This is a genomic window from Micromonospora sp. NPDC051543 (assembly GCF_044454415.1).
Taxonomy (GTDB): Bacteria; Actinomycetota; Actinomycetes; order Mycobacteriales; family Micromonosporaceae; genus Micromonospora.
On the sequence record NZ_JBITDT010000007.1, the window covers coordinates 318,577 to 338,886 of the forward strand.

19 protein-coding genes and 3 tRNA genes are annotated in these 20,310 nt (G+C 72.9%); 17 read left to right on the top strand and 5 right to left on the bottom strand.

Going from position 1 to position 20,310, the window contains the following annotated elements; genetic code table 11:
• Positions 1 to 136 precede the first annotated feature (136 nt).
• From ACIA3K_RS15630 to ACIA3K_RS15670, 9 genes are all read left to right on the top strand, one after another.
• Complete coding sequence (locus tag ACIA3K_RS15630; protein WP_396801661.1) at positions 137 to 646, top strand: hypothetical protein; 510 nt, start codon at positions 137 to 139, stop codon at positions 644 to 646.
• Positions 647 to 876: 230 nt separating this feature from the next.
• Positions 877 to 1,926 (top strand): AAA family ATPase, encoded by a 1,050-nt coding sequence (locus ACIA3K_RS15635; RefSeq protein ID WP_396801662.1) that lies wholly within the window; start codon positions 877 to 879, stop codon positions 1,924 to 1,926.
• Positions 1,923 to 2,948, top strand: coding sequence for a DUF58 domain-containing protein (locus tag ACIA3K_RS15640; RefSeq protein ID WP_396801664.1), 1,026 nt, complete (start codon positions 1,923 to 1,925; stop codon positions 2,946 to 2,948). Before ACIA3K_RS15635 ends, ACIA3K_RS15640 begins: the two co-directional genes overlap by 4 nt.
• Positions 2,945 to 3,904, top strand: a complete 960-nt coding sequence (locus tag ACIA3K_RS15645) for a VWA domain-containing protein (protein WP_396801665.1) — start codon at positions 2,945 to 2,947, stop codon at positions 3,902 to 3,904. The genes ACIA3K_RS15640 and ACIA3K_RS15645 overlap by 4 nt, the downstream gene beginning before the upstream one ends.
• A 34-nt stretch (positions 3,905 to 3,938) precedes the next feature.
• On the top strand, positions 3,939 to 4,799 hold the full coding sequence (locus ACIA3K_RS15650; protein ID WP_396801667.1) for a S1C family serine protease: 861 nt from the start codon (positions 3,939 to 3,941) through the stop codon (positions 4,797 to 4,799).
• 99 nt (positions 4,800 to 4,898) lie between these two features.
• Entirely contained in the window at positions 4,899 to 5,204 is a 306-nt protein-coding gene (locus ACIA3K_RS15655) for a hypothetical protein (protein ID WP_396801668.1), read from the top strand.
• Between the two features lie 34 nt (positions 5,205 to 5,238).
• The gene (gene arfB, locus ACIA3K_RS15660) at positions 5,239 to 5,664 is read left to right on the top strand and encodes an alternative ribosome rescue aminoacyl-tRNA hydrolase ArfB (RefSeq protein ID WP_396801670.1); all 426 of its coding nucleotides are present in this window, start codon (positions 5,239 to 5,241) and stop codon (positions 5,662 to 5,664) included.
• A gap of 111 nt (positions 5,665 to 5,775) precedes the next feature.
• Positions 5,776 to 6,774: an aldo/keto reductase gene (locus tag ACIA3K_RS15665; protein ID WP_396801672.1), complete on the top strand. Its 999-nt coding sequence runs from the start codon at positions 5,776 to 5,778 to the stop codon at positions 6,772 to 6,774.
• Between the two features lie 74 nt (positions 6,775 to 6,848).
• Positions 6,849 to 7,442, top strand: a complete 594-nt coding sequence (locus tag ACIA3K_RS15670; RefSeq protein ID WP_396801673.1) for a TetR family transcriptional regulator — start codon at positions 6,849 to 6,851, stop codon at positions 7,440 to 7,442.
• 11 nt (positions 7,443 to 7,453) lie between these two features.
• Here ACIA3K_RS15670 and ACIA3K_RS15675 read toward each other — a convergent pair whose 3' ends face one another.
• Entirely contained in the window at positions 7,454 to 8,317 is an 864-nt protein-coding gene (locus ACIA3K_RS15675; RefSeq protein WP_396801674.1) for a 3-methyladenine DNA glycosylase, read from the bottom strand.
• 34 nt (positions 8,318 to 8,351) lie between these two features.
• Positions 8,352 to 9,869, bottom strand: coding sequence for a hypothetical protein (locus ACIA3K_RS15680; protein WP_396801676.1), 1,518 nt, complete (start codon positions 9,867 to 9,869; stop codon positions 8,352 to 8,354).
• Between the two features lie 174 nt (positions 9,870 to 10,043).
• Here ACIA3K_RS15680 and ACIA3K_RS15685 point away from each other — a divergent pair, with 174 nt between their 5' ends.
• The 4 genes from ACIA3K_RS15685 (at position 10,044) to ACIA3K_RS15700 (ending at position 11,689) form a co-directional block, all read left to right on the top strand.
• Positions 10,044 to 10,847 (top strand): fumarylacetoacetate hydrolase family protein, encoded by an 804-nt coding sequence (locus tag ACIA3K_RS15685; protein ID WP_357131201.1) that lies wholly within the window; start codon positions 10,044 to 10,046, stop codon positions 10,845 to 10,847.
• Between the two features lie 108 nt (positions 10,848 to 10,955).
• Positions 10,956 to 11,027 (top strand) — tRNA-Gln (locus ACIA3K_RS15690).
• Positions 11,028 to 11,162: 135 nt separating this feature from the next.
• Positions 11,163 to 11,235: transfer RNA gene (locus ACIA3K_RS15695), tRNA-Glu, on the top strand.
• A 381-nt stretch (positions 11,236 to 11,616) separates the two neighbouring features.
• Positions 11,617 to 11,689 (top strand) — tRNA-Glu (locus tag ACIA3K_RS15700).
• Positions 11,690 to 12,024: 335 nt separating this feature from the next.
• Here the strand turns inward: ACIA3K_RS15700 and ACIA3K_RS15705 are convergent.
• Entirely contained in the window at positions 12,025 to 12,711 is a 687-nt protein-coding gene (locus ACIA3K_RS15705; RefSeq protein ID WP_091671614.1) for an IclR family transcriptional regulator, read from the bottom strand.
• A 49-nt stretch (positions 12,712 to 12,760) separates the two neighbouring features.
• Here ACIA3K_RS15705 and leuC point away from each other — a divergent pair, with 49 nt between their 5' ends.
• The 4 genes from leuC (at position 12,761) to ACIA3K_RS15725 (ending at position 17,847) form a co-directional block, all read left to right on the top strand.
• A complete protein-coding gene (leuC, locus tag ACIA3K_RS15710; RefSeq protein WP_396801677.1) occupies positions 12,761 to 14,206 on the top strand; it encodes a 3-isopropylmalate dehydratase large subunit in 1,446 nt (481 codons plus the stop codon).
• Positions 14,207 to 14,220: 14 nt separating this feature from the next.
• Complete coding sequence (gene leuD, locus ACIA3K_RS15715) at positions 14,221 to 14,808, top strand: 3-isopropylmalate dehydratase small subunit (protein WP_357392976.1); 588 nt, start codon at positions 14,221 to 14,223, stop codon at positions 14,806 to 14,808.
• Positions 14,809 to 14,979: 171 nt separating this feature from the next.
• Positions 14,980 to 15,651: an HU family DNA-binding protein gene (locus tag ACIA3K_RS15720; RefSeq protein WP_396801679.1), complete on the top strand. Its 672-nt coding sequence runs from the start codon at positions 14,980 to 14,982 to the stop codon at positions 15,649 to 15,651.
• Positions 15,652 to 15,795: 144 nt separating this feature from the next.
• Positions 15,796 to 17,847, top strand: coding sequence for an endonuclease/exonuclease/phosphatase family protein (locus tag ACIA3K_RS15725; protein ID WP_396801681.1), 2,052 nt, complete (start codon positions 15,796 to 15,798; stop codon positions 17,845 to 17,847).
• A 75-nt stretch (positions 17,848 to 17,922) separates the two neighbouring features.
• Here the strand turns inward: ACIA3K_RS15725 and ACIA3K_RS15730 are convergent, their stop codons facing one another.
• Positions 17,923 to 18,801: an NUDIX domain-containing protein gene (locus ACIA3K_RS15730; protein ID WP_396801682.1), complete on the bottom strand. Its 879-nt coding sequence runs from the start codon at positions 18,799 to 18,801 to the stop codon at positions 17,923 to 17,925.
• Positions 18,789 to 20,309 carry a CHAD domain-containing protein gene (locus tag ACIA3K_RS15735; RefSeq protein ID WP_396801684.1) on the bottom strand — a complete coding sequence of 507 codons (1,521 nt, stop codon included), beginning with the start codon at positions 20,307 to 20,309 and terminating at the stop codon, positions 18,789 to 18,791. Before ACIA3K_RS15735 ends, ACIA3K_RS15730 begins: the two co-directional genes overlap by 13 nt.
• Position 20,310: the final 1 nt, after the last annotated feature.

Below are 20,310 nucleotides of genomic sequence, written 5' to 3' on the forward strand. Positions count from 1 at the left end.
GCAACTCTGAGTAGTAATCCCAGCTCAGAGCGGGTGAATATCACCGAGTAATCAACCGTCTAATTCATTTTGGCAGTTATCCGTCCCGCCCCGCGGGTCGGCCGAATTCGCACGGTCACACAAGGGGGAACCTGTCATGAGTACATCCTTCCGACGTAAGGCGGCAGCGATCGGGTTCGCGGTCGCGGCACTCACCCTGGCGGGTGGGGGCATCGCCGTCGCCCAGCCGTCGGCGAAGGCGCCGCAGGCGGTCGTCCAGCCGGCTTCCCGCGCCACGAACACCCAGCCACCGGTGACGGCGGAGTCGGCCCGCAAGGCCAAGGCCGCGCTGAAGGCCGGCGACGCCAGCACCCTGGCGACGGCCACCTACTACACCGTCGTCAACGCCAACGGCACCAAGGTCCGCGGCACCGGCACCGTCATCAAGTACGGCGCCGGTCAGTACGAGGTGCAGTTCGGCGTGAACGTCTCGACCGGCGCCTACCTGGCGACCATCTCGAGCGCCAACGCCTGCTGCATCCCGCCCGCCGGGGAGGCCACCGTCGCCCCGCGGCTGGGCACCCCGAACGCGGTCTTCGTCCAGACCTACAACTCGTCCGGGGTCCCGGCCGACCTGGGCTTCACGCTGCTCACGCACACCTTCTGAGCGAGCTGACACGGCCCGACCCCCGCGCACCCGCGCGGGGGTCGGATCGCGTGACCCGCCGTCTACCGGTGTGCCCTCCTGGCCGCTCCCGTGGGTGATTCGACCCCGCGCGGCCGGCTCGCGTGGCTCGTCACTCTTTCGCGCGGCCCGTGCCCGTTGTGGGCGCTCCCGGCCGGTCCGGCCCACACAATCCCACGTTTGCCGGGGGTCCCGGCCGGGAAGCAAGCACCGTGACGGACATCTCGGACACCCTGGCCAGCATGCCCACCTCGGTCGATCCCGAGCCGAGCGGCGCCGAGCTGGAACAGACCCTCTTCGAGGTCAAACGCGTGATCGTCGGGCAGGATCGGCTCGTCGAGCGTCTGCTCACCGCACTGCTCGCCAACGGGCACTGCCTCCTGGAGGGCGTGCCCGGCGTGGCCAAGACCCTCGCCGCGCAGACCCTCGCCACCGTGGTCGGCGGCACCTTCTCCCGGATCCAGTTCACCCCGGACCTGGTCCCCTCCGACATCGTGGGCACGCGGATCTACCGGGCCTCGAAGGAGACCTTCGACATCGAGCTGGGCCCGATCATGGCCAACCTCGTGCTGGCCGACGAGATCAACCGGGCGCCCGCCAAGGTCCAGTCGGCGTTGCTGGAGGCGATGGCCGAACGGCAGGTCTCCATCGGCGGGCGCAGTTGGCCCGTACCGACGCCGTTCCTGGTGCTGGCCACCCAGAACCCGATCGAGTCCGAAGGGGTCTACCAGCTCCCCGAGGCGCAGCGCGACCGGTTCCTCATGAAGGTGGTCGTCGACTACCCCGGCGACGCCGACGAACTGGCGATCCTCTACCGGATGAGCAGCGACCGACCCAGCGCGCGGCAGGTGCTCGACCCGCAACGACTGCGACACCTCCAGGGGCTCGCCGAGCGGATCTTCGTCCATCACGCCCTGGCCGAGTACGTGGTCCGGCTGATCCTCGCCACCCGCGACCCGGGCCGGTTCGGCCTGGCGGAGATCGCGCCGCTGCTCGCGTACGGCGCCAGCCCCCGGGCCACGCTGGGCCTGGTCGCCGCAGCCCGGGCGCAGGCGCTGTTGCGCGGGCGGGAGTACGTGTTGCCCGAGGACGTCCGGGAGTTGGCGGTGGACGTCCTGTCCCACCGACTGGTGCTCTCCTTCGACGCCGTGGCCGACGGGGTCTCGGCGGAGAGCATCGTCCGGCGACTCGTCGAGGCGGTGCCCCCGCCCCGGGTGGGCACCGGGCACCTCCAGCAGACGCCCGACCTGGCGGCGGCATGAGACGCGCCGCCCGTGCGTCGGTGAGCGCGGCATCCGATCCCGGCCTGGCCGAGCTGACTCCCGACCAACGTCTGCGCCGACTCGAACTGACCGTCACCCGGCGACTCGACGGCCTGCTGCACGGTCAGTACCGAGGCCTGCTGCCCGGGCCGGGTAGCGAACCCGCCGGCAGCAGGGAGTACCGGCCGGGGGAGGACGAGGTCCGACGGATGGACTGGGCGGTGACGGCCAGGACCGCGGTGCCGCACGTCCGCCAGGTCGACGCCGATCGGGAACTGACCACCTGGCTGCTCGTCGACTCCAGCGCCAGCATGGAGTTCGGCACCGCCGAGCTGGACAAACGGGAGCTGGCGGTGACCGCCGTGGCGGCCGTCGGCTTCCTGACCGCGGGCGTCGGCAACCGGTTGGGCGCCCAGGTGTTGACCGCCGACGGGATGCGACGCTTCCCGGCCCGCTGCGGGCGTACCCATCTGCTCGGCCTGCTGCGGGCGTTGCTCGCGGCCCCGCGCGCCAGCGCGCCCGCCCATGGGCCGGGGCAACGGTCGACCGCGCCGGCTCCGGAGCTGGCCGACGGGCTCGACGCGTTGCAGCGGGTGGCCAACCAGCGTGGACTCGTGGTGGTGGTCTCCGACTTCCTCGACGGCCTTCCGGACGACCCCGCCGACCCGCCACCCTGGGAGCGGACCCTGCGCCGGCTGTCCGCGCGCCACCAGGTGCTGGCGATCGAGGTGACCGACCCCCGCGAGCTGGAACTGCCCGACGTCGGCCTGATCACGCTCGTCGACCCGGAGACCGGCCGTCGCCGCGAGGTGTGCACATCGGACCGCCGCCTGCGGGAGCGCTACGCCGCGGCAGCCGCCGCCCAGCGGGATCAGGTCCGAACGGCGTTGCGCCGCAGTGGTGCGACACACCTGGCGCTGCGTACCGACCGCGACGTCAGCGCGGACATCGTCCGCCACGTGCACGTCCAGCGACGGATGGCCGCCGCGCCGGCCGGGGCCGCCCGGGGAGGTGCCGCGTGAGCTGGGAATCCCCGCTGCGGCTCTGGCTGCTGGTGGGCGTGCTCGCGCTTGTCGTCGCTTACCTGGTGGTGCAGCGCGGACGCGCCCGCTACGCCGTCCGCTTCACCAACCTGCGTCTGCTGGACCGGGTGGCGCCCGAACGGCCGGCCTGGCGTCGGCACGTACCCGCCGGGCTGTTCCTGGCCATGCTGGCGTTGCTGGTGGTCGGCTTCGCCCGGCCCAGCGCCGAGGTCCGGGTGCCCCGCGAGCGGGCCACCGTGATGGTTGCCGTCGACGTGTCCACCTCGATGCTCGCCACCGACGTCGAGCCGGACCGGCTTGCGGCGGCCAAACAGGCGGCTCGACGGTTCGTCGAGGGCCTGCCCGACGAGTTCAACGTGGGGCTCGTCGCGTTCGCCGGCAGCGCCGCCGTCCTGGTGCCACCGGGCACCGACCGGGACGCCCTCGACGAGGGCATCGGCCGGCTGGCCGAGGGGGTGACCGGGGTGCAGGGCACCGCGATCGGTGAGGCCATCAACACCTCACTCGGAGCGGTCAAGAGCCTGGACAGCGAGGCCGCGACGGAACCACCGCCGGCCCGGATCATCCTGCTGTCCGACGGGGCCAACACCTCGGGAATGGACCCGATGGAGGCGGCGGCGGAGGCCGTCGCGGCGAAGGTGCCGGTGCACGCGATCTCCTTCGGCACCCCGTCGGGGTTCGTGGACCGGGGCGGACGGCCGATCCAGGTGCCGGTCGACGGGCAGACGCTCAGGGCCGTCGCCGACGAGACCGGCGGGATGTTCCACGAGGCCAGCACCGTCGACGAACTGCGCGCCGTCTACGACGACATCGGCAGTTCGGTCGGCTACCGCACCGAACGCCAGGACGTGTCGGCACGGTTCATCGGCCTCGGACTGGTGTTCGCGATGGGGGCCGCCGCCGGATCGATGCGCTGGTTCTCCCGGCTGCCCTGACCCGCAGCGCCGACGTCGACCGTGAGGAGTACGCATGGCAGTGCAGACCGGACTGGGCGAACCGCGCGGTCCCTGGTTCATCTCGCCGGACCTCGATCCGGACGGGCGAGGATGGTGGGACGCTCCCGGCCCGGGCCGGGACCCCGGAGGGCGGCGACCCGGTCGGTTGCTCGCCGCGCTGGCGATCGTGGCGGTCTCGGCCGTCTCGGGCGCGCTGGCCGGGGGCGTGGTGGCCAGCCGGGACGGTGCCGGCGGGCCGGCTGCCGCGTCCGCCGCGCCGGTGCCGGCGGAGCTGGTCACCGCCGCCGAGCGGACCGTGCCCGGCGTGGTGTCGGTGCTCGCCGGGGGCGCGAACGGCGCGTCCGCGACGGGCTCGGGATTCGCCATCGACGACCAGCAGCACCTGGTCACCAACGACCACATCCTGGCCAAGGGGGGTGGCGGACCGGTGACGGTGGAGCTGCCCGACGGTCGCCGGTACGAAGCCGAGGTGGTCGGCCGGGAGGCCGGCAGCGACCTGGCGGTGCTGAAGGTGCCACCGTCGGCCGGACTCGCCCCGCTGCCGCTGGCGAAGCCGGGCGCGACCCGGGTCGGTGAGCCTGTGCTGGCGGTGGGCTCACCGCTGGGCTTGTCCGGGACGGTCACCGCCGGCATCGTCAGCGCGCTGGACCGTCAGGTGCGGTTGGGCAAGAACCGGCACCGCGCGGTGCAGACCGACGCGTCCATCAACCCCGGAAACTCGGGCGGGCCGCTGGTCAACGCCCGGGGCGAGGTGGTCGGCGTGAACACCGCCATCGCCACCATCGACGGTAACGGCTCGATCGGAATCGGCTTCGCCATCCCCATCGAGCAGGTCCAGCAGACCGCCGACACGATCATCGGCAAGGGCGGCTGACCTGCCCGAACGGCCCTGCCGGCCGCCTTCAGTGTCGGATATCCGGCCCGACGTCAGCGCAGGATGGAAATATGACGCTCGATATGGATACTGGCTGAGGTGGAGCGTCCTCTTCTCACGGTCCTCCTGCTGGTGGGCCTGATCATCGGATGGGCGGTGGGGTCGGCGTACGCCCGGGCACGGCGCGGGTGGACCGACTACCAGACCGCGAAGAAATCGGTGCCCGGCGCTCGCCGAGGCGCGTGGGGGCTGGTCCGCGGAGTGGCCGTGAAGGCCGCGGTCGTGGGGTTGCTGCTGTTCGGGGCGGTGGCGTACGCGGCGGCGGGTTCGGACGACGAGACCGCCGGCCCGGCGCCCACCTCGTCCACCTCGTCAACGACGCGGGATGAGCCTTCGCACCGGTGACCCGCTGCGACTCCCGGCGGGCTAGCCTCGGGGCGTGGACGACGGACTGCGGGTGACCGACCGGTGGGTCGTCCCCGCCGGGGAGCTGCGGGAGCGCTTCTCCCGTTCGTCGGGCCCTGGTGGGCAGGGCGTGAACACGGCCGACTCCCGAGTCGAGCTGAGTTACGACCTGGCGAACTCGCCGTCGGTACCCGACTGGATCCGGTCGCGGGCGCTGGAACGGCTCGCCAACCGCCTGGTGGACGGCGTGTTGACGATCGCGGCCAGCGAGCACCGGGCGCAGCTTGCCAACCGGGAGGCGGCCCGCGAGCGGATGGTCGCGCTGTTGCGCGAGGCCGCCGCGCCGCCCCCGCCACCGCGTCGGGCGACCAGGCCGTCGCGGGGCGCGAAGGAGCGCCGGTTGGCCGAGAAGAAGCGCCAGTCGCAGCGCAAGCGCGACCGCCGCGTGGACGGCGAGTAGCTTAACCCGACGTCATCTCGACGACCCATCCTGCCTTTGAATGACAGAATCTGGAATCTGTCAGCCGATTGGTGTACTGTCATCCGGGTACCCCACGTGAGAGGAAGACCGATGGACACCCGCACCCTCGGCAGCAACGGCCCCACCGTCTCCGCCCTCGGGCTCGGCCTGATGGGCATGTCCGACCTCTACGGCCCCGCCGACGAGGCCGAGAGCATCGCCACCATCCACGCCGCCCTGGACGCCGGCATCACCCTGCTCGACACCGGCGACTTCTACGGCATGGGCCACAACGAGATGCTGCTTCGCGACGCCCTGCGCGGTCGCAACCGCGACAACGCGGTGATCAGCGTCAAGTTCGGCTCCCTGCGCGACGTCGACGGCAACTGGATCGGCCACGACCTCCGACCCGTCGCGATCAAGAACTTCCTGGCGTACACGCTGCGCCGACTCGGCACCGACCACGTCGACATCTACCGCCCCGCCCGGCTCCCGTCGGACGTGCCGGTCGAGGACGTGATGGGCACCCTGGCCGACCTGGTCAAGGCCGGCCACATCCGGCACATCGGCCTGTCCGAGGTGAACGCGGAGACGCTGCGACGGGCCCACGCGGTGCACCCCGTCGCAGATCTCCAGATCGAATACTCGTTGATCTCCCGCGACCCCGAGGCCACGATCCTGCCCACGGCCCGCGAGCTGGGCGTCGGCATCACCGCGTACGGGGTGCTGTCCCGGGGACTGATCAGCGGTCACTGGACGCCGCAGCGCCAGACGACCGCCCGCGACTTCCGCGCCGACCTGCCCCGGTTCACGGGCGCGAACCTGGACCGCAACCTCGCGCTGGTGGACGCCCTGCGCGCCGTCGCCGAGGCGCGGGGCGTCACCGTGGCGCAGATCGCCATCGCCTGGGTGCTGTCCCGGGGTGAGACCATCGTTCCCCTGATCGGCGCCCGCCGCCGGGAGCGGCTGACCGAGGCGCTCGGCGCGGCCACGGTCACCCTGACCGAGGCGGACCTGGCCGCGATCGAGGCCGCCGTACCCTCCGACGCGGTGGCCGGCAGCCGCTACGGCGACGTGCAGATGGCGATGCTGGACAGCGAGCGGGCATGACCGCTCCGTCGTGGCGCGACAGCCGGGCCGGGGGTCGCGCCACGACCGGCGACGTCGTCAGGAAGGCTGGGACGATGAGCGACGCCACCGCCCTGACGGCCGACCGCATCCTCGACACCGCCGAGGAGGTGCTGCGCCGGTACGGCCCGGCGAAGGCCACCGTTCTCGACGTGGCCCGCGCGCTGGGCGTCAGCCACGGCAGCGTCTACCGGCACTTCGCCAGCAAGGCCGCGCTGCGCGAGGCGGTCGCCGAACGCTGGCTGGCCCGGGTGTCGACCCCGCTGGTCGACGTCGCCACCGCAACCGGTCCGGCCTCCGAGCGGTTGCGCCGGTGGCTGGCCGAACTGAGCGGCACCAAGCGACGGATGGCCCGCGAGGACCCGGAGCTGTTCGACAACTTCCACCAGCTCGCCACGCTCTCCGAGGGGGCGGTCGCCAACCACCTGGAGGTCCTCGCCGGTCAGCTCAGTCTGATCGTCGCCGACGGGGTGACTGCCGGCGAGTTCACCGTGCCCGACCCGGCGGTGGCCGGCCGTGCGCTGCTGCAGGCCACCGCACGCTTCCATCACCCGTCGCACCGGACGGAGTGGGACGAGCCGGGCCTCGACGACGACCTGGCCGCGGTGGTCGCGCTGCTCCTCGACGGCCTGCGGGCCCGCCCGCGCTGACACCCCGTGCGCTAGGGGATGGCGGCGAGCAGCCGGTCGCGGAGCACTGCCGCGCGGTCGGCGAACCCGCGCTGCGCCGTCGCGTACTCGGCCCGACCCTCCGGCGTTTCCACCCGCACCGGCGGATGACCGAGCGCCGCCAGGTCGTACGGGCTGGCCCGCATGTCCAGCGTGCGGATCGCTCGGGCCAACTCGAAACAGTCCGCCACCAGCTCGGACGGGACCAGGGGCGACAGCTTGTACGCCCACTTGTAGAGGTCCATGTTGGCGTGCAGGCAGCCCGGCTGCTCGTTCGCGTGCTGCGTCTCGCGCGTCGGATTGAGCACGTTCAACGGCCGGGCCGGCGGAGTGAAGAACCGGTACGCGTCGAAGTGGCTGCACCGCACACCGCGCTCCTCGACGACCTCGGCGGTCCGCTCCGGGGCCAGCCGCAGCGGCCAGGCGTTGTGACGCAGCTCCTCGCGGGTCTGCCGGTACACCATCGCCCACTCGTGCATCCCGAAGCAGCCGAAGTGCGGCGCCCGGCCCGCCGTGGCCGCCAGTAGCGAACGGATCCACGCGATCGAATCGGCGCGTCTGAGGCGTACCCCCTCGGTGTCGAGGGTGACCCCGGCGGACGTGGCGCGGTAGTCCCGGCCGAACTCGGCCGGGTCGGCGTCGCGCAGCTCGACGCCCGCGCCGGGATGCCAGCGGCGTAGCTGGGCCGGCCGGTGCGAGTAGTAGGTGAAGAGGAAGTCCTCCACCGGATGCCGCTCGCCACGACGCCGCCGCGCCAGGTGCGGCGTCAGCCAGGCGTCCGCCCGCTCCTCGTGGGCCCGGCGACGGGCCTGCCAGGTCGCCACGTCGAGCACGGCGGGGGCGAGGGCGGCGGTCACGGAACCCAGGGTACGACCGCCGCCCGCACGCCGGTCAGGGCATCTGCACCCGGACGCCGGCCGAGAACACCCCGCTGCGCAGCTCCAGCTGCCGGGGTGGGTCCCGCCCGTCGACGGTGAAGACCAGCGGGAGCACCACCCGACTGCCCGCGGCCACCGGGTTGGCGAAGACGTCCCGCCCCAGGTTGGCCGCCCGGGTGGCCGACTCGTCCGTACTCACCCAGCGGTTGCCGGGCAGGTAGGCGCGTTGCAACTGGCCGTGCCAGGGCTGCTGCGACCCGGTGAGGTTGCGCACCCCCACGGTGGCCTGACAGCTCCGCGCGCCCGGCGGTGGTGCGCTGGCCCCCGGGGCGGTGGCCGCGCTGCCCGCCACGCCGCACGTCATCCGGTAGACGGTGAACTCGAACGCGGACTCCCGCAGCGGCACGCCCATCGGGCCGGCGACCCCGGTACCCCGCCACGCGCCACTGGTCGGCTGCTTCTGGGTGTCGATCGACGAGACCTGCCGGGTCGCCGTCCAGCCGGCCGTGCCGATCACCCCCGCCAGGACCACCACCGCGCCGCTGACCAGCAGCCAGACCGGCGGGGTACGCCGGCGTCGGCTCGGGCTCGGCGTCGCCGGGCGCGGGTAGATCGTTCCGCGTCCACCGTCCGCCAGGGCGGCCGCGGTTATCCGTCGACCTTGGCGTCCCCGTCGTCGACGCCACACCCAGGCCACGGCGGCGCTGATCAGCAGCAGGATCCCCAACCCGGCCAGCAGCACCGGGTACCGCCGCCACGGCGGCGCCTCGGTGGCCTCCGCCGCCGGGGCTGCGGCCGCCGCCTGCCAGGTGGCGGTGGCGCAGTCGTACGGCCGGCTGCCGTCACTGGTGAACGCGCAGGCCGGCGCGGTCAACGGCTGACCCGGCGCGGTCGCCGTCAGGGCCGTGCCCAGCGTCGTGCTGCTGTGGGCCGGCAACCGCAACCGCCACGTCACCTCGGCCGTCGACCCGCCGGACCGGCTGGACCGGCCGCCCGCGCTGATCGCGGTCGCCGACGATCCGGACGGCAACTCCTGACGCACCGTGGTGTCGACCGGCGAGTTGCCCACGTTGCGAACGTGGATCCGGTAACGCGGCGCCGGACTGCTCTCCGGCGCTACCGCCACCGTGACCGGAGGCGGGGGCGCCGGAACGACGGCCCGCGTGGGCGTCGCCACCGCCGGTGGCGCCGAGGGCGGCGTGGGCTCCGCGCTGGTCGCCCGCGCGGCCACCGGCACCGGCGGTCCGACCGCCGTCGGCCCGGTCGTGGGCGGCGGCGCGGCTGGTCGTGGCGTGCCGACCGCCGGTGGTGGCACGGCTGGCGGTGGCGTGACGGCCGCCGGTGGTGGCGCGGCTGGCGGTGGCGTGACGGCCGCCGGTGGTGGCGCGGCTGGCGGTGGCGTGACGGCCGCCGGTCGTGGCGCGGCCGCCGCCTCCGGGGCCGCCGCGGGCAGGGCCGGCACGGCGGCGAGGATGCCGAGGCAGTGTACGAACACTGCGAGGGCTCTGTGGTGTCGTGTCGATGCAGGCATACGAACGAACCTCCGGAGCCGACGCTAGGGCTGCCCGGCCACCGTGCGGGTACGAAGTGCGGAATTCCGCCTCGGCCGTCCCGAGCTGCGCTAAAGTGCCGCGACACTGACGGGTTGCGCACACCCGCCAGGCGTTGTGGCCGGTGGACGCGTAAGCGGGGCTAGATTGGCCGGGTGCGTATCGCTCGTTTCGCTCATGCCAAGGGAATGTCGTTCGGAGCCGTCGAGGGCGAACCGGAGGCCGGGCCACAGGGCCTGACCATCGCCGAGATCGAGGGTCACCCGTTCGGCCAACTCTCCTTCAGTGGGGCCCGCTGGGCCCTCTCCGACGTCCGGCTCCTCTCGCCGATCCTGCCCAGCAAGGTGGTCTGCGTGGGCCGCAACTACGCCGACCACGCCGCCGAACTCGGCAACGACGTGCCCAAGGAACCGTTGCTCTTCCTCAAGCCGTCCACCTCGGTGATCGGGCCGCGCGACGCGATCCGGCTGCCGATCTTCTCCAAGCAGGTCGAGCACGAGGCGGAGTTGGCCGTCGTGATCGGCGCTCCGGGCGCCCGCCGGGCTGACCGCGCCGCCGCCGAACGCGCCATCTTCGGCTACACCTGCGCCAACGACGTGACCGCCCGGGACCTTCAGCGCTCCGACGGGCAGTGGACCCGAGCCAAGGGCTTCGACTCGTTCTGCCCCATCGGGCCGTGGATCACCACCGGTCTGGACGTCTCCGACCTGGAGATCCGGTGTGAGGTCGGTCGCAACCCCGACGAGATGGAGGTACGCCAGCTCGGCCGAACGAAGGACATGGTCTTCGACGTGCCCGGCCTGGTGTCGTACATCTCGCACGTGATGACGCTGCTGCCCGGCGACGTGGTGCTCACCGGCACCCCGGCGGGGGTTAGTCCGCTCGTCGAGGGGGATACGGTCTCCGTGCGGATCGAGGGCATCGGCGAGCTCAGCAACCCGGTGGTCCCCGTCGCCTGATCGGTCTGATGCCCCTGTTTCCGCAGCTCAAGGGTGTTTCGGGGGGATCGGATTTGGCCTGCCGGCACCGGGAGGGTAATGTTCACTCCCGGCGCCGCAAGGGGCCGATGGGGTATGGGGTAATTGGCAGCCCGACTGATTCTGGTTCAGTTAGTCTAGGTTCGAGTCCTGGTACCCCAGCGCAGCTGGGATTCGCGAGAATCCCGGACGCTGGATTCTGACGGAGTTCGACTCCGTCCCTACGGGGGCGGAGAGTGGTCTCCGATGGAGTGCAGCTCCTCCGCCCGGCAAGGGTGGGGGAGCGAAAGTTGTTCTGGCCCCGTCGTCTAGCGGCCCAGGACGCCGCCCTCTCAAGGCGGTAGCGCCGGTTCGAATCCGGTCGGGGCTACATCGTGCACAGCCCGTCTCACTACGGTGAGGCGGGCTGCTTCGTGTCCGCCGCCTGGCGCTTGTTCGTGGCCTGGCTTGTTCGTGGCCTGGCTTGTTCGTGGCCTGGCTTGTTCGTGGCCTGGCTTGTTCGTGGCCTGGCTTGTTCGTGGCCTGGGTTGTCGTGGCCTGCCGGTCGGTCGCGGCCTGGCTTGGCTTGATCGACTCGGCTTGCATGAAATCGTGGTGTCCTGGGCCGGCTGACAGCCCGAGTTCACGAAACCCGAGTCGATCTGGGCCGCGAGGGTGCGGCCGTTGCCCCGCACCCGGTTCTCGCCCTCGCGGGCGGTGCCGCTAGACTACAAGCCGCGCCGCCCGCGAGGGTGGTGAACAGGAAAGTTCTGGCCCCGTCGTCTAGCGGCCCAGGACGCCGCCCTCTCAAGGCGGTAGCGCCGGTTCGAATCCGGTCGGGGCTACAACCAAAGGCTCACCTCGTTCCGCGAGGTGAGCCTTTTCCATATCCCGGCCCACCCGGCCCACCTCGGTGATCAAGAGATTCGCGTCATCGGGAACGGCGTGTCGTGACGCAATCCTCTTGATCAACGGGGGCGAGCGGGGGAAGTCGGCGGGAGGGGTTGGCCGGCGGGGTCGGCGGGACCCGGTCTGGGGTGACTCCCGCCCGCCCGCCCTCGGTCGGGCTCCGGCCCGGCTCGTCCCGTTGATCATGAAGTTATTGCCACCCGTGTCGGCGTGTCGTGACAACAACTTCATGATCACCGCGGGCAAGCGGGTGAGGGGCGCGGGGGCGGGGTTAGAGGCCGGAGAGGCGTTGGCCGGCTCGCACCACGGCCATGGCGTGGCGTTCGCCGGGGCGGCGGCCGAGGCGTTCGATCGGGCCGGAGATGCTGATCGAGGCGATCACGCGGCCGGTGCGGTCGCGGATCGGCGCGGAGACGCTCGCCACACCGGCCTCCCGCTCGGCGACGCTCTGCGCCCAGCCCCGGCGGCGTACCTCGGCCAGGGTGCGGCCGGTGAACTTGCTGCGTGGGAGCAGCGGCATCACCGCCTCCGGCGGCTCCCAGGCGAGCAGGATCTGCGCCGCCGAACCGGCCGTCATGGGCAGCACCGAACCTACCGGGACGGTGTCCCGCAGGCCGCTGGCGCGCTCCGCGGCGGCCACGCAGATGCGCTCGTCGGCGCGGCGCAGGTAGAGCTGGGCGCTCTCACCAGTGGCGTCGCGCAGCGCGGCGAGCAGGGGCTCGGCGGCGGTCAGCAGGACGTCCGGCGCGGCGTTGGCCAGCTCGCCGAGCCGAGGCCCGGGGCGCCAACGGCCCTGTGTGTCCCGGACCAGCATCCGGTGGATCTCCAGAGCCTGCGCCAGCCGGTGTGCGGTGGCTCTGGGCAGCTTGGTGCGTTCTACGAGTTCGGCAAGGCTGGCGCCGTCGACACAGGCGGCCAGGATGACCACCGCCTTGTCGAGAACGCCGACACCACTCATACTGTGTCCCACAAGCCGAAACTTACCTCCCAGAATTTAGGATGTCCAGATGGTGGGAGTCACTCCTGAGCCGAGGACCCTGGCCGAGAAGGTCTGGGACGCGCACGTCGTACGGTCCGCCGCTGGTGAGCCGGACCTGCTCTTCATCGACCTGCACCTGCTGCACGAGGTGACCAGCCCGCAGGCGTTCGACGGGCTCCGGCTCGCCGGGCGCCGGGTGCGTCGTACCGACCTGACCCTCGCGACCGAGGACCACAACACCCCGACCGGGTACGCCGATCCGGCGTTCCGGTCCCGCCGTGGTGACCTGCTCACCATCGCGGACCCGACGTCGCGTACGCAGATCGAGACGCTGCGCCGCAACTGCGCCGAGTTCGGGGTGCGGCTGCACCCGCTCGGCGACGACAACCAGGGCATCGTGCACGTCATCGGCCCGCAGCTCGGGCTCACCCAGCCGGGTCTGACGATCGTCTGCGGCGACTCGCACACCGCCACCCACGGCGCGTTCGGGGCGCTCGCCTTCGGCATCGGCACCAGCGAGGTGGAGCACGTGCTGGCCACCCAGACGCTGCCGCAGAGCCGGCCGAAGACGATGGCCGTGAACGTCACCGGCCAGCTCGCGCCGGGCGTCACCGCCAAGGACCTGGTGCTCGCGCTGATCACCCAGGTCGGCACCGGCGGTGGTCGTGGGCACATCGTGGAGTACCGCGGCGAGGCGATCCGCAACCTCTCCATGGAGGGGCGGATGACCATCGCCAACATGTCCATCGAGTGGGGCGCCAAGGCCGGCATGATCGCGCCGGACGAGACGACCTTCGCGTACCTCAAGGGTCGGCCGAACGCGCCCCAGGGCGCCGACTGGGACGCGGCGCTCGCCTGGTGGCGGACGCTGCCCACCGACGAGGGCGCGCGCTTCGACGCCGAGGTGACGCTGGACGCCAGCCGCGTCACGCCGTTCGTCACCTGGGGCACCAACCCCGGCCAGGGCGCGCCGCTGAGCGCGCCGGTGCCCGACCCGGAGGAGTTCACCACCGACGCGGAGCGCGCCGCCGCACGCCGGGCCCTGGAGTACATGGATCTGCGCCCCGGCACCCCGCTGCGGGAGTTGCCCATCGACGTGGTCTTCGTGGGCTCCTGCACCAACGGCCGTCTGGAGGACCTGCGGGCCGCCGCCGACGTGCTGCGCGGGCACCAGGTCGCCGACGGGGTGCGGATGCTCGTGGTGCCCGGCTCCGCCGCCGTACGTGAGGCCGCCGAGGCCGAGGGTCTGGACAAGGTCTTCGCCGATGCGGGCGCCGAATGGCGGTTCGCCGGCTGCTCGATGTGCCTGGGCATGAACCCGGACACGCTCAAGCCGGGCGAGCGCTCCGCCTCCACCTCCAACCGCAACTTCGAGGGCCGGCAGGGCCGGGGCGGACGTACCCATCTGGTGTCCCCGCCGGTCGCCGCCGCCACCGCCGTGGTCGGCCGGCTGGCCGCCCCCGCCGACCTGTAGAAGGGACCGACGAGATGGACAAGTTCACCACCCACACCGGTACGGCCGTGCCACTGCGGCGGTCCAACGTGGACACGGATCAGATCATCCCGGCCGTGTACCTCAAGCGGGTGACCCGTACCGGCTTCGCCGACGGGTTGTTCAACGCCTGGCGGGAAGACCCGGCATTCGTGCTCAACGATGAAACCTATTCCGGGGCGTCGATCCTCGTCGCCGGACCGGAGTTCGGCACCGGGTCCTCACGTGAGCACGCGGTCTGGGCGCTGCGGGACTGGGGCTTCCGTGCGGTGGTGTCCCCGCGCTTCGGTGACATCTTCCGCGGCAACGCACTCAAGGAGGGCCTGCTGCCGGTCGAGTTGGAATTGAAAGCCGTCGAGGAGTTGTGGGATCTCGTCGAGGCCGATCCGACCACGCCGGTGACCGTCGACCTGACCGCCCGACAGCTCCGGGCCGGGGACGCGACCTGGTCGTTCCCGCTGGACGACTTCAGCCGCTGGCGGCTGATCGAGGGCCTGGACGACATTGGACTCACCCTCCGACACGCCGCCGACATCGACTCCTACGAGGCCAGCCGACCGCCGTTCCTGCCCTCCGTGGCATAGCCGTACGCGTACTGCACATCGGATTTCGCCCTCACCGGTCCAACCGGTGGGGGCGAATCCGTTACGACACAAGGGATTTTTTCCGCCGAATGTTTGTGTCCAGGCACTACAGGGCATACGGTGCGCGCAGAATGGCTCGCGTCGAGTCAGTTGCACAATCGGGAGGAAGTCGTGAACAAGGCCGAGCTCATCGAGGCGCTCGCCGTTCGCCTGGGGGACCGGAAAACGGCGACGGCCGCGCTCGACGCGGTCCTCACTGAGGTCCAGGCGGCGGTCACCAAGGGCGAGAAGGTGGCGATCACCGGATTCGGAGCATTCGAAAAGCGTGTCCGTGGCGCACGAACAGCGCGCAACCCGCGTACCGGCGAGGCGGTGAAGGTCAAGAAGACGTCCGTCCCGACCTTCCGTCCCGGCGCCGGGTTCAAGGAGATGGTGGCCAGCGGCAAGGTGCCGAAGGCCACGGTGGCGGCGAAGAAGACGGCGACCACCACGGCGAAGGCGGCCGGCGCCAAGGCGACGGGCACCAAGGCCACCGCCACCAAGGCCAGCGCCACCAAGGCCACCGCCACGAAGGCGGCCAGCAAGAAGACGGCCCCGGCCAAGGCGAGCAAGACCACCACGGCCACGAAGGCGGCCAGCAAGAAGACCGCCCCGGCCAAGGCGAGCAAGACCACCGCGACCAAGACGGTCGCCAGCAAGAAGACCGCCCCGGCGAAGAAGAGCGCCGCGGCGACCAAGTCCGCCACGGCGAAGAAGACCACCGCGGCGGCGAGCAAGAGCACGGCGGCCAAGAAGGCTCCGGCGAAGAAGGCTCCGGCCAAGAAGGCGGCCAGCAAGCGCTGACCGACCGAGCTGCGAGGGGCGTCCACCGCGTGGTGGACGCCCCTCGTGCGTGTCGGAACCGTTGACCCGACCGGGCGGTACGCGCAGAATCGCCGTGCCGGCTCCCCCCTTCGAGTCGGTCCGTCGACGGGAAGTGGGGCGCCGGTGCGCTACCGCCAGCTCACCACCTCATCGCTCGCGCTGGGCGTCATCCTGCTCATCGACGTGCTGCGCGTCTGGCTACCCGGCATCATCACCATCTTCGGGCAGGCCGCCTCCACTCCGGCCGAGCTGATGGGCGCGTTCGCGCTCGGCTGGTTCGTCCTGGCGTTGGCCGCGCCGGCGCTGGTCCGTCGGCTCGGTACCCGCCCGGTGACCGTCGCCGCGGCCGTCGTGCTGGCCGTGACCCGGCTCGCGCTCACCGCGACCCCGGGCGGCCGCCCGCAGCTCTGGTTGGCCACCGCGGGCCTGATGGCCGGGCTGGTGTGGCTGGTCGGCGTCGCCGCCGGCACCGACCGCCCGGTGCCGGGGCTGGCGCTCGGGCTGGCGGTCAACGCCGTTGGGCACGCGCTGCTGGACACCTACGACCTCGTCTGGCACGGCGGCTGGGCGGCCTGGCTGCTCGGCGTCGTCGCGGTGGCGTTGTTTCTGCTCGGCACCACCCTGCCCGCCGCGCCGCCCGGCCCGGGCGGGGCCCGATCGTGGCTGTTGTTCGGGCCGACGCTGCTGCTGTCCGGCATGGTGGCCCTCGCGCCGGCCCTGGCACAGGCCGGGATGTCGTACCTGCAAGCGGATGGGACCGTCGCCCGTTCGCCGCTGTTCGGCCTGGCGGCGGTGCCGGTCGCCGTCGCCGGATTCCTGCTGGCCGCGCTGGCGGGCTCGACCCGGCCGTGGACCCGCCCACTCGGGCCGGTGGCCCTGCTGGCGGGCGCGGTGCTCTTCGCCCTCGATCGTGGCGACCTGCTGGTCGCGGCCATGCTGCTCAGCGCCGTCGGCCTCGGCGCCTGCCTGGCCCTCACCGACAGCGCGGGTCCGACCGACAGCGCGGGCCCGACCGACAGCGCGGGCCCGACCGACAGCGCCGGCCGGACCGACAGCGCGGGCCGGACCGACAGCGCGGGCCCGACCGACAGCGCCGGCCCGACCGACAGCGCGGGCCTGATCGACAGCGCCGACCCCGACCGGGTCCGGACGGACGAGGCCGGCGAGGCGGGGGAGGGACGGCGGGCGGCGGCTCGCCGGGGGTACGCGGTGGCCGCCGGCATGCTCGTCTTCGTGGTCGGTTCGATCGGCTACTACTCCGCCTACGACCTCGGCTACCCCAACGCCGCCGTGCCGGTGGTGGTGGCCGGCGTGGTCGCCGTGGTGGCGGTGACGGCCCGTCCCATCCGCCGCCGGCTCCACGGACCGTTGGCGCCCCTGCCGACCACGGCCGTGGTGACCGCGCTGGCCCTGCTCGCGCCGCTGGTCAACGAGGAACTTCCGGTTGCCAGCAACCGGGAGGGCCCGCCGGAGCGGCTACGGGTGGTGGCGTACAACATCCGGATGGGCTTCGGCCTGGACGGCCGGTTCGACCTGGCCGGACTGGCCACCGCGATCGACCGGCAGCGACCGGACGTCGTGCTGCTCAGCGAGGTGGACCGGGGCTGGCTGCTCAACGGCGGCCACGACACGCTGGATCTGCTGTCCGATCGGCTCGGCATGCCGTACGTCTTCGGGCCGGCCGCCGACCCGGTGTGGGGTGACGCGGTGCTCAGCCGCTGGCCGGTCACCGCGCCGGAGTCCCTGCCGTTGCCGGCCGTCGGGGCGCCGACCGGCGCGCAGGCGCTCGCCGTGACCCTCGACCTCGGCGACGACGTGCGTGCCGCCGTGGTGAGCACCCACCTCCAGCCGCCGCCCGGCCGGGGGCCGGTGGTCCAGGCCCGTGCGGTCGCCGACTTCGCCCTCCGGTACGCGGCGGGCCGTCCGCTCGTCGTGGCCGGCGACCTGAACACCGAGCCGGGTGACGAGGCGTTCGGCCAGTTCACGGGGGCGGGTCTGGTGGACGCGTTGGCGGCCGCCCGGCCGCTGGCGACCAGCCCCGCCGACGACCCCCGGCAGCAGATCGACCACGTCTTCGTCTCACCCGGTCTGACGGCGGCGGACCCGGTCGCGCCGCGTGGCGAGGCCAGCGACCATCTGCCGGTGGCGGTGACCGTCACGCTGCCGCCGCGCTGACCTGGCGCGCCGGGCCGGCGATGCCGCGCTGATCCGGTGTGTCGGCTGACCGGGGCGGATCAGCGCGCCCAGGGGTCAGAGGCGATCGGTGGCGAGCAGTCGGTCGCCGACGAAGGCGAGCAGCCAACCGCCGCCCTTCGGGGTGGTGAAGTCCTCGTCGGCGCGGCCGGTCAGCCGCTCCAACGCGCCGGGCAGCACCTTGCCCTGGCTGCACACCGCCACCTGCCCGCCGGCGCAGCCCAGCTCCAGCAGTTGCGCGGCGGTGGCCAGCACCCGCTCGTCGGGCTGCTGGCCCGGCTGCGGCTCGTCCAGGTCGCCGCAGACCTCGATGGGCAGGTCGAGCAGCGCGGCGGCCGGGTCCAGGGTCTGCACGCAGCGGCGTGCCGACGCCGACAGCAACCGGGCCGGGCGGACCACGGCGATCAGCGGCGCCAGCGCGTACGCCTGGGCCCACCCCTCGTCGTCGAGCGGCCGGGCGGTGTCCGGGCCGGTCCACGTGGCCCGCTTGCCGGCGTGCCCGTGCCGGACCAGCGCGACAGTCGCGGTCACCGACGGCAGCGCGGCGAACGCGGCCAGCACCTCGGCGTCGTGTGGGTAGCTGACCAGCCGGATCGCGTCGTCGACGGTCAGCCACCGGATGTCGTCGACCTCGGTGCCCGGCTGGAAACCCCCCTCGGCGACGGCGAGCATCGACCAGTAGTCGACCAGTTTGGTCCGTCCCTCGCTGCGGTAGCGCACCGACGGCAGCCGCACCTGAGGTACGCCCCGCACGTCGGCCTCCTCGGCCACCTCGCGGACCGCCGCGACGAGCGGGTGTTCGCCCGGTTCCAGCTTGCCCTTGGGCAGCGTCCAGTCCCCGTAGCGTGGGCGGTGCACCACGCAGACCCGTACGCCGTCGTCGGTCGGCCGCCAGCAGACCCCGCCGGCGGCCCGGATGCCCGTCACGGCAGCCATCTGGTCCGCCTTCGCCGGGTCGCCCGGTGCCACGCGTTGGGGAACCGGGACCGCATCCGACGGACCGTGTCGCGTTCCCGCTCGGCCAGCCGCCCGGCGGTGACCGCGATCTCGTGGTCGCCGGGACGCTGCGCGGCGAGGGCGAGCCAGGTGTCGGCGGCCACCGCGGCGTCCTGGTGCTCACCGAGCACGTCCTGGACGCGGGCCAGCGCGCGGGCCAGCCGCCGTGCGTCCCGGCCGACCGCCGGGAGGACGGCGGTGACCGCGTACCGGGCCTGTTTGCCCTGCTTGCGGACGGCGTGCCAGCGGTCGTCGGGCGCGAGCGGGTCGAGCCCGTCGACGCCCTCCGGGCCGGTGAGCTGACGCCACGGACGGGCCGCCAGCTTCGGTAGCGTCCGGGCCGCCGGGGTGGCCGCCCGCCGGGTGAGCCGGGGCGCGCGGGCGGCCAGCACGAGGGCGTCCACGAGGGCCAGGTAGCGCGGAGAACGCAGCGCCTCGTCGATGGCGGCGAGCGCCTGCCGCTGCCGCTGCGCGAGCGCCTCGTCGAGCCGGTCCACCGCGTCCGCGTCGAGTGGGCCGAGCGGGTCGGCGGTGGCGGTGCGCCGCAGCCGTTCGCGGAGCACCTCGGCGTCGCGCGCCCCGCCGAGCACCCCGGCCAGCCAGCGCAGCTCGTCGCGCAGCGGACGGGCCCAGCTCCGACGTACGAGTGGACGGAAGGTCCGCAGGTCGCTGCGCAGCCGTCGGCAGGCCACCCGCATCTGGTGTACGGCGCTGTCGCCGTCGCCGGTGGAGTTGTGCAGCCGGACGAGGGGATCGTGCGTCAGTAGCCGGCGTACCTCCTTGCGGACCGCCTCGGTGACCACCTCCCCGGCGCTCGGGTCGTCGGCCAGATCGCCCGGTGCCACCAGGTCCGGTTCGGCCTGTGCCAAGGCCCCCAGCGCCCGCACGTGCTTCGGGGTGAACGAGCCGGCCCGCGCCCCGGCGTCGCGCAGCACCGCGCCGATGCGGCCCAGCAGATCGCGGTCGCCGGCCTTGCGCTCGACCTCCACCTCGCGGAACTCACCCGTGCTGGCGCCGGCGTCGTCGAGGACGCTCACCCGGTCGTCCACCACCTCGGCGAGCACCGTGCCGTCCTCGGCACACACCTCGTGGGCGTGCCGGACGGTACGCACCACCGTGACCGGTGCCAGGGGCGTACCCCGGTGCAGGGCGGTGACCAGCTCGACCAGCTCCGGCGGCGGCTGCCCGGTCGGCCCGGGACGGGAGATCTCGTGCCGGACGCCGGGCGTGCCGGTGGGCAGCTTCACCGTCCACGGCGGCTCGTCCCCGTCGCGGTGGCGCAGGGTCGCCCCGGCACGGGCCAGCCGCAGGTCGACCGTGTCGAGGTAGCGGGCGACGAGCGTCACCGGCGGCAGCGCCCGGACCCGGCCACCGACCGGGGCGGTGGCGGACAGGTCGGGTAGCACGAAGGTGTCGTCGATCTCGTACTTCTGCTCCTCCTCGACCATC

Coding starts and splice junctions, on each gene's coding strand:
- ACIA3K_RS15630 (WP_396801661.1), top strand. CDS start 137: ATGAGTACATCCTTCCGACGTAAGGCGGCAGCGATCGGGTTCGCGGTC.
- ACIA3K_RS15640 (WP_396801664.1), top strand. CDS start 1,923: ATGAGACGCGCCGCCCGTGCGTCGGTGAGCGCGGCATCCGATCCCGGC.
- ACIA3K_RS15650 (WP_396801667.1), top strand. CDS start 3,939: ATGGCAGTGCAGACCGGACTGGGCGAACCGCGCGGTCCCTGGTTCATC.
- ACIA3K_RS15665 (WP_396801672.1), top strand. CDS start 5,776: ATGGACACCCGCACCCTCGGCAGCAACGGCCCCACCGTCTCCGCCCTC.
- ACIA3K_RS15670 (WP_396801673.1), top strand. CDS start 6,849: ATGAGCGACGCCACCGCCCTGACGGCCGACCGCATCCTCGACACCGCC.
- ACIA3K_RS15680 (WP_396801676.1), bottom strand. CDS start 9,869: ATGCCTGCATCGACACGACACCACAGAGCCCTCGCAGTGTTCGTACAC.
- ACIA3K_RS15705 (WP_091671614.1), bottom strand. CDS start 12,711: ATGAGTGGTGTCGGCGTTCTCGACAAGGCGGTGGTCATCCTGGCCGCC.
- leuC (WP_396801677.1), top strand. CDS start 12,761: ATGGTGGGAGTCACTCCTGAGCCGAGGACCCTGGCCGAGAAGGTCTGG.
- leuD (WP_357392976.1), top strand. CDS start 14,221: ATGGACAAGTTCACCACCCACACCGGTACGGCCGTGCCACTGCGGCGG.
- ACIA3K_RS15730 (WP_396801682.1), bottom strand. CDS start 18,801: ATGGCTGCCGTGACGGGCATCCGGGCCGCCGGCGGGGTCTGCTGGCGG.
- ACIA3K_RS15735 (WP_396801684.1), bottom strand. CDS start 20,309: ATGGTCGAGGAGGAGCAGAAGTACGAGATCGACGACACCTTCGTGCTA.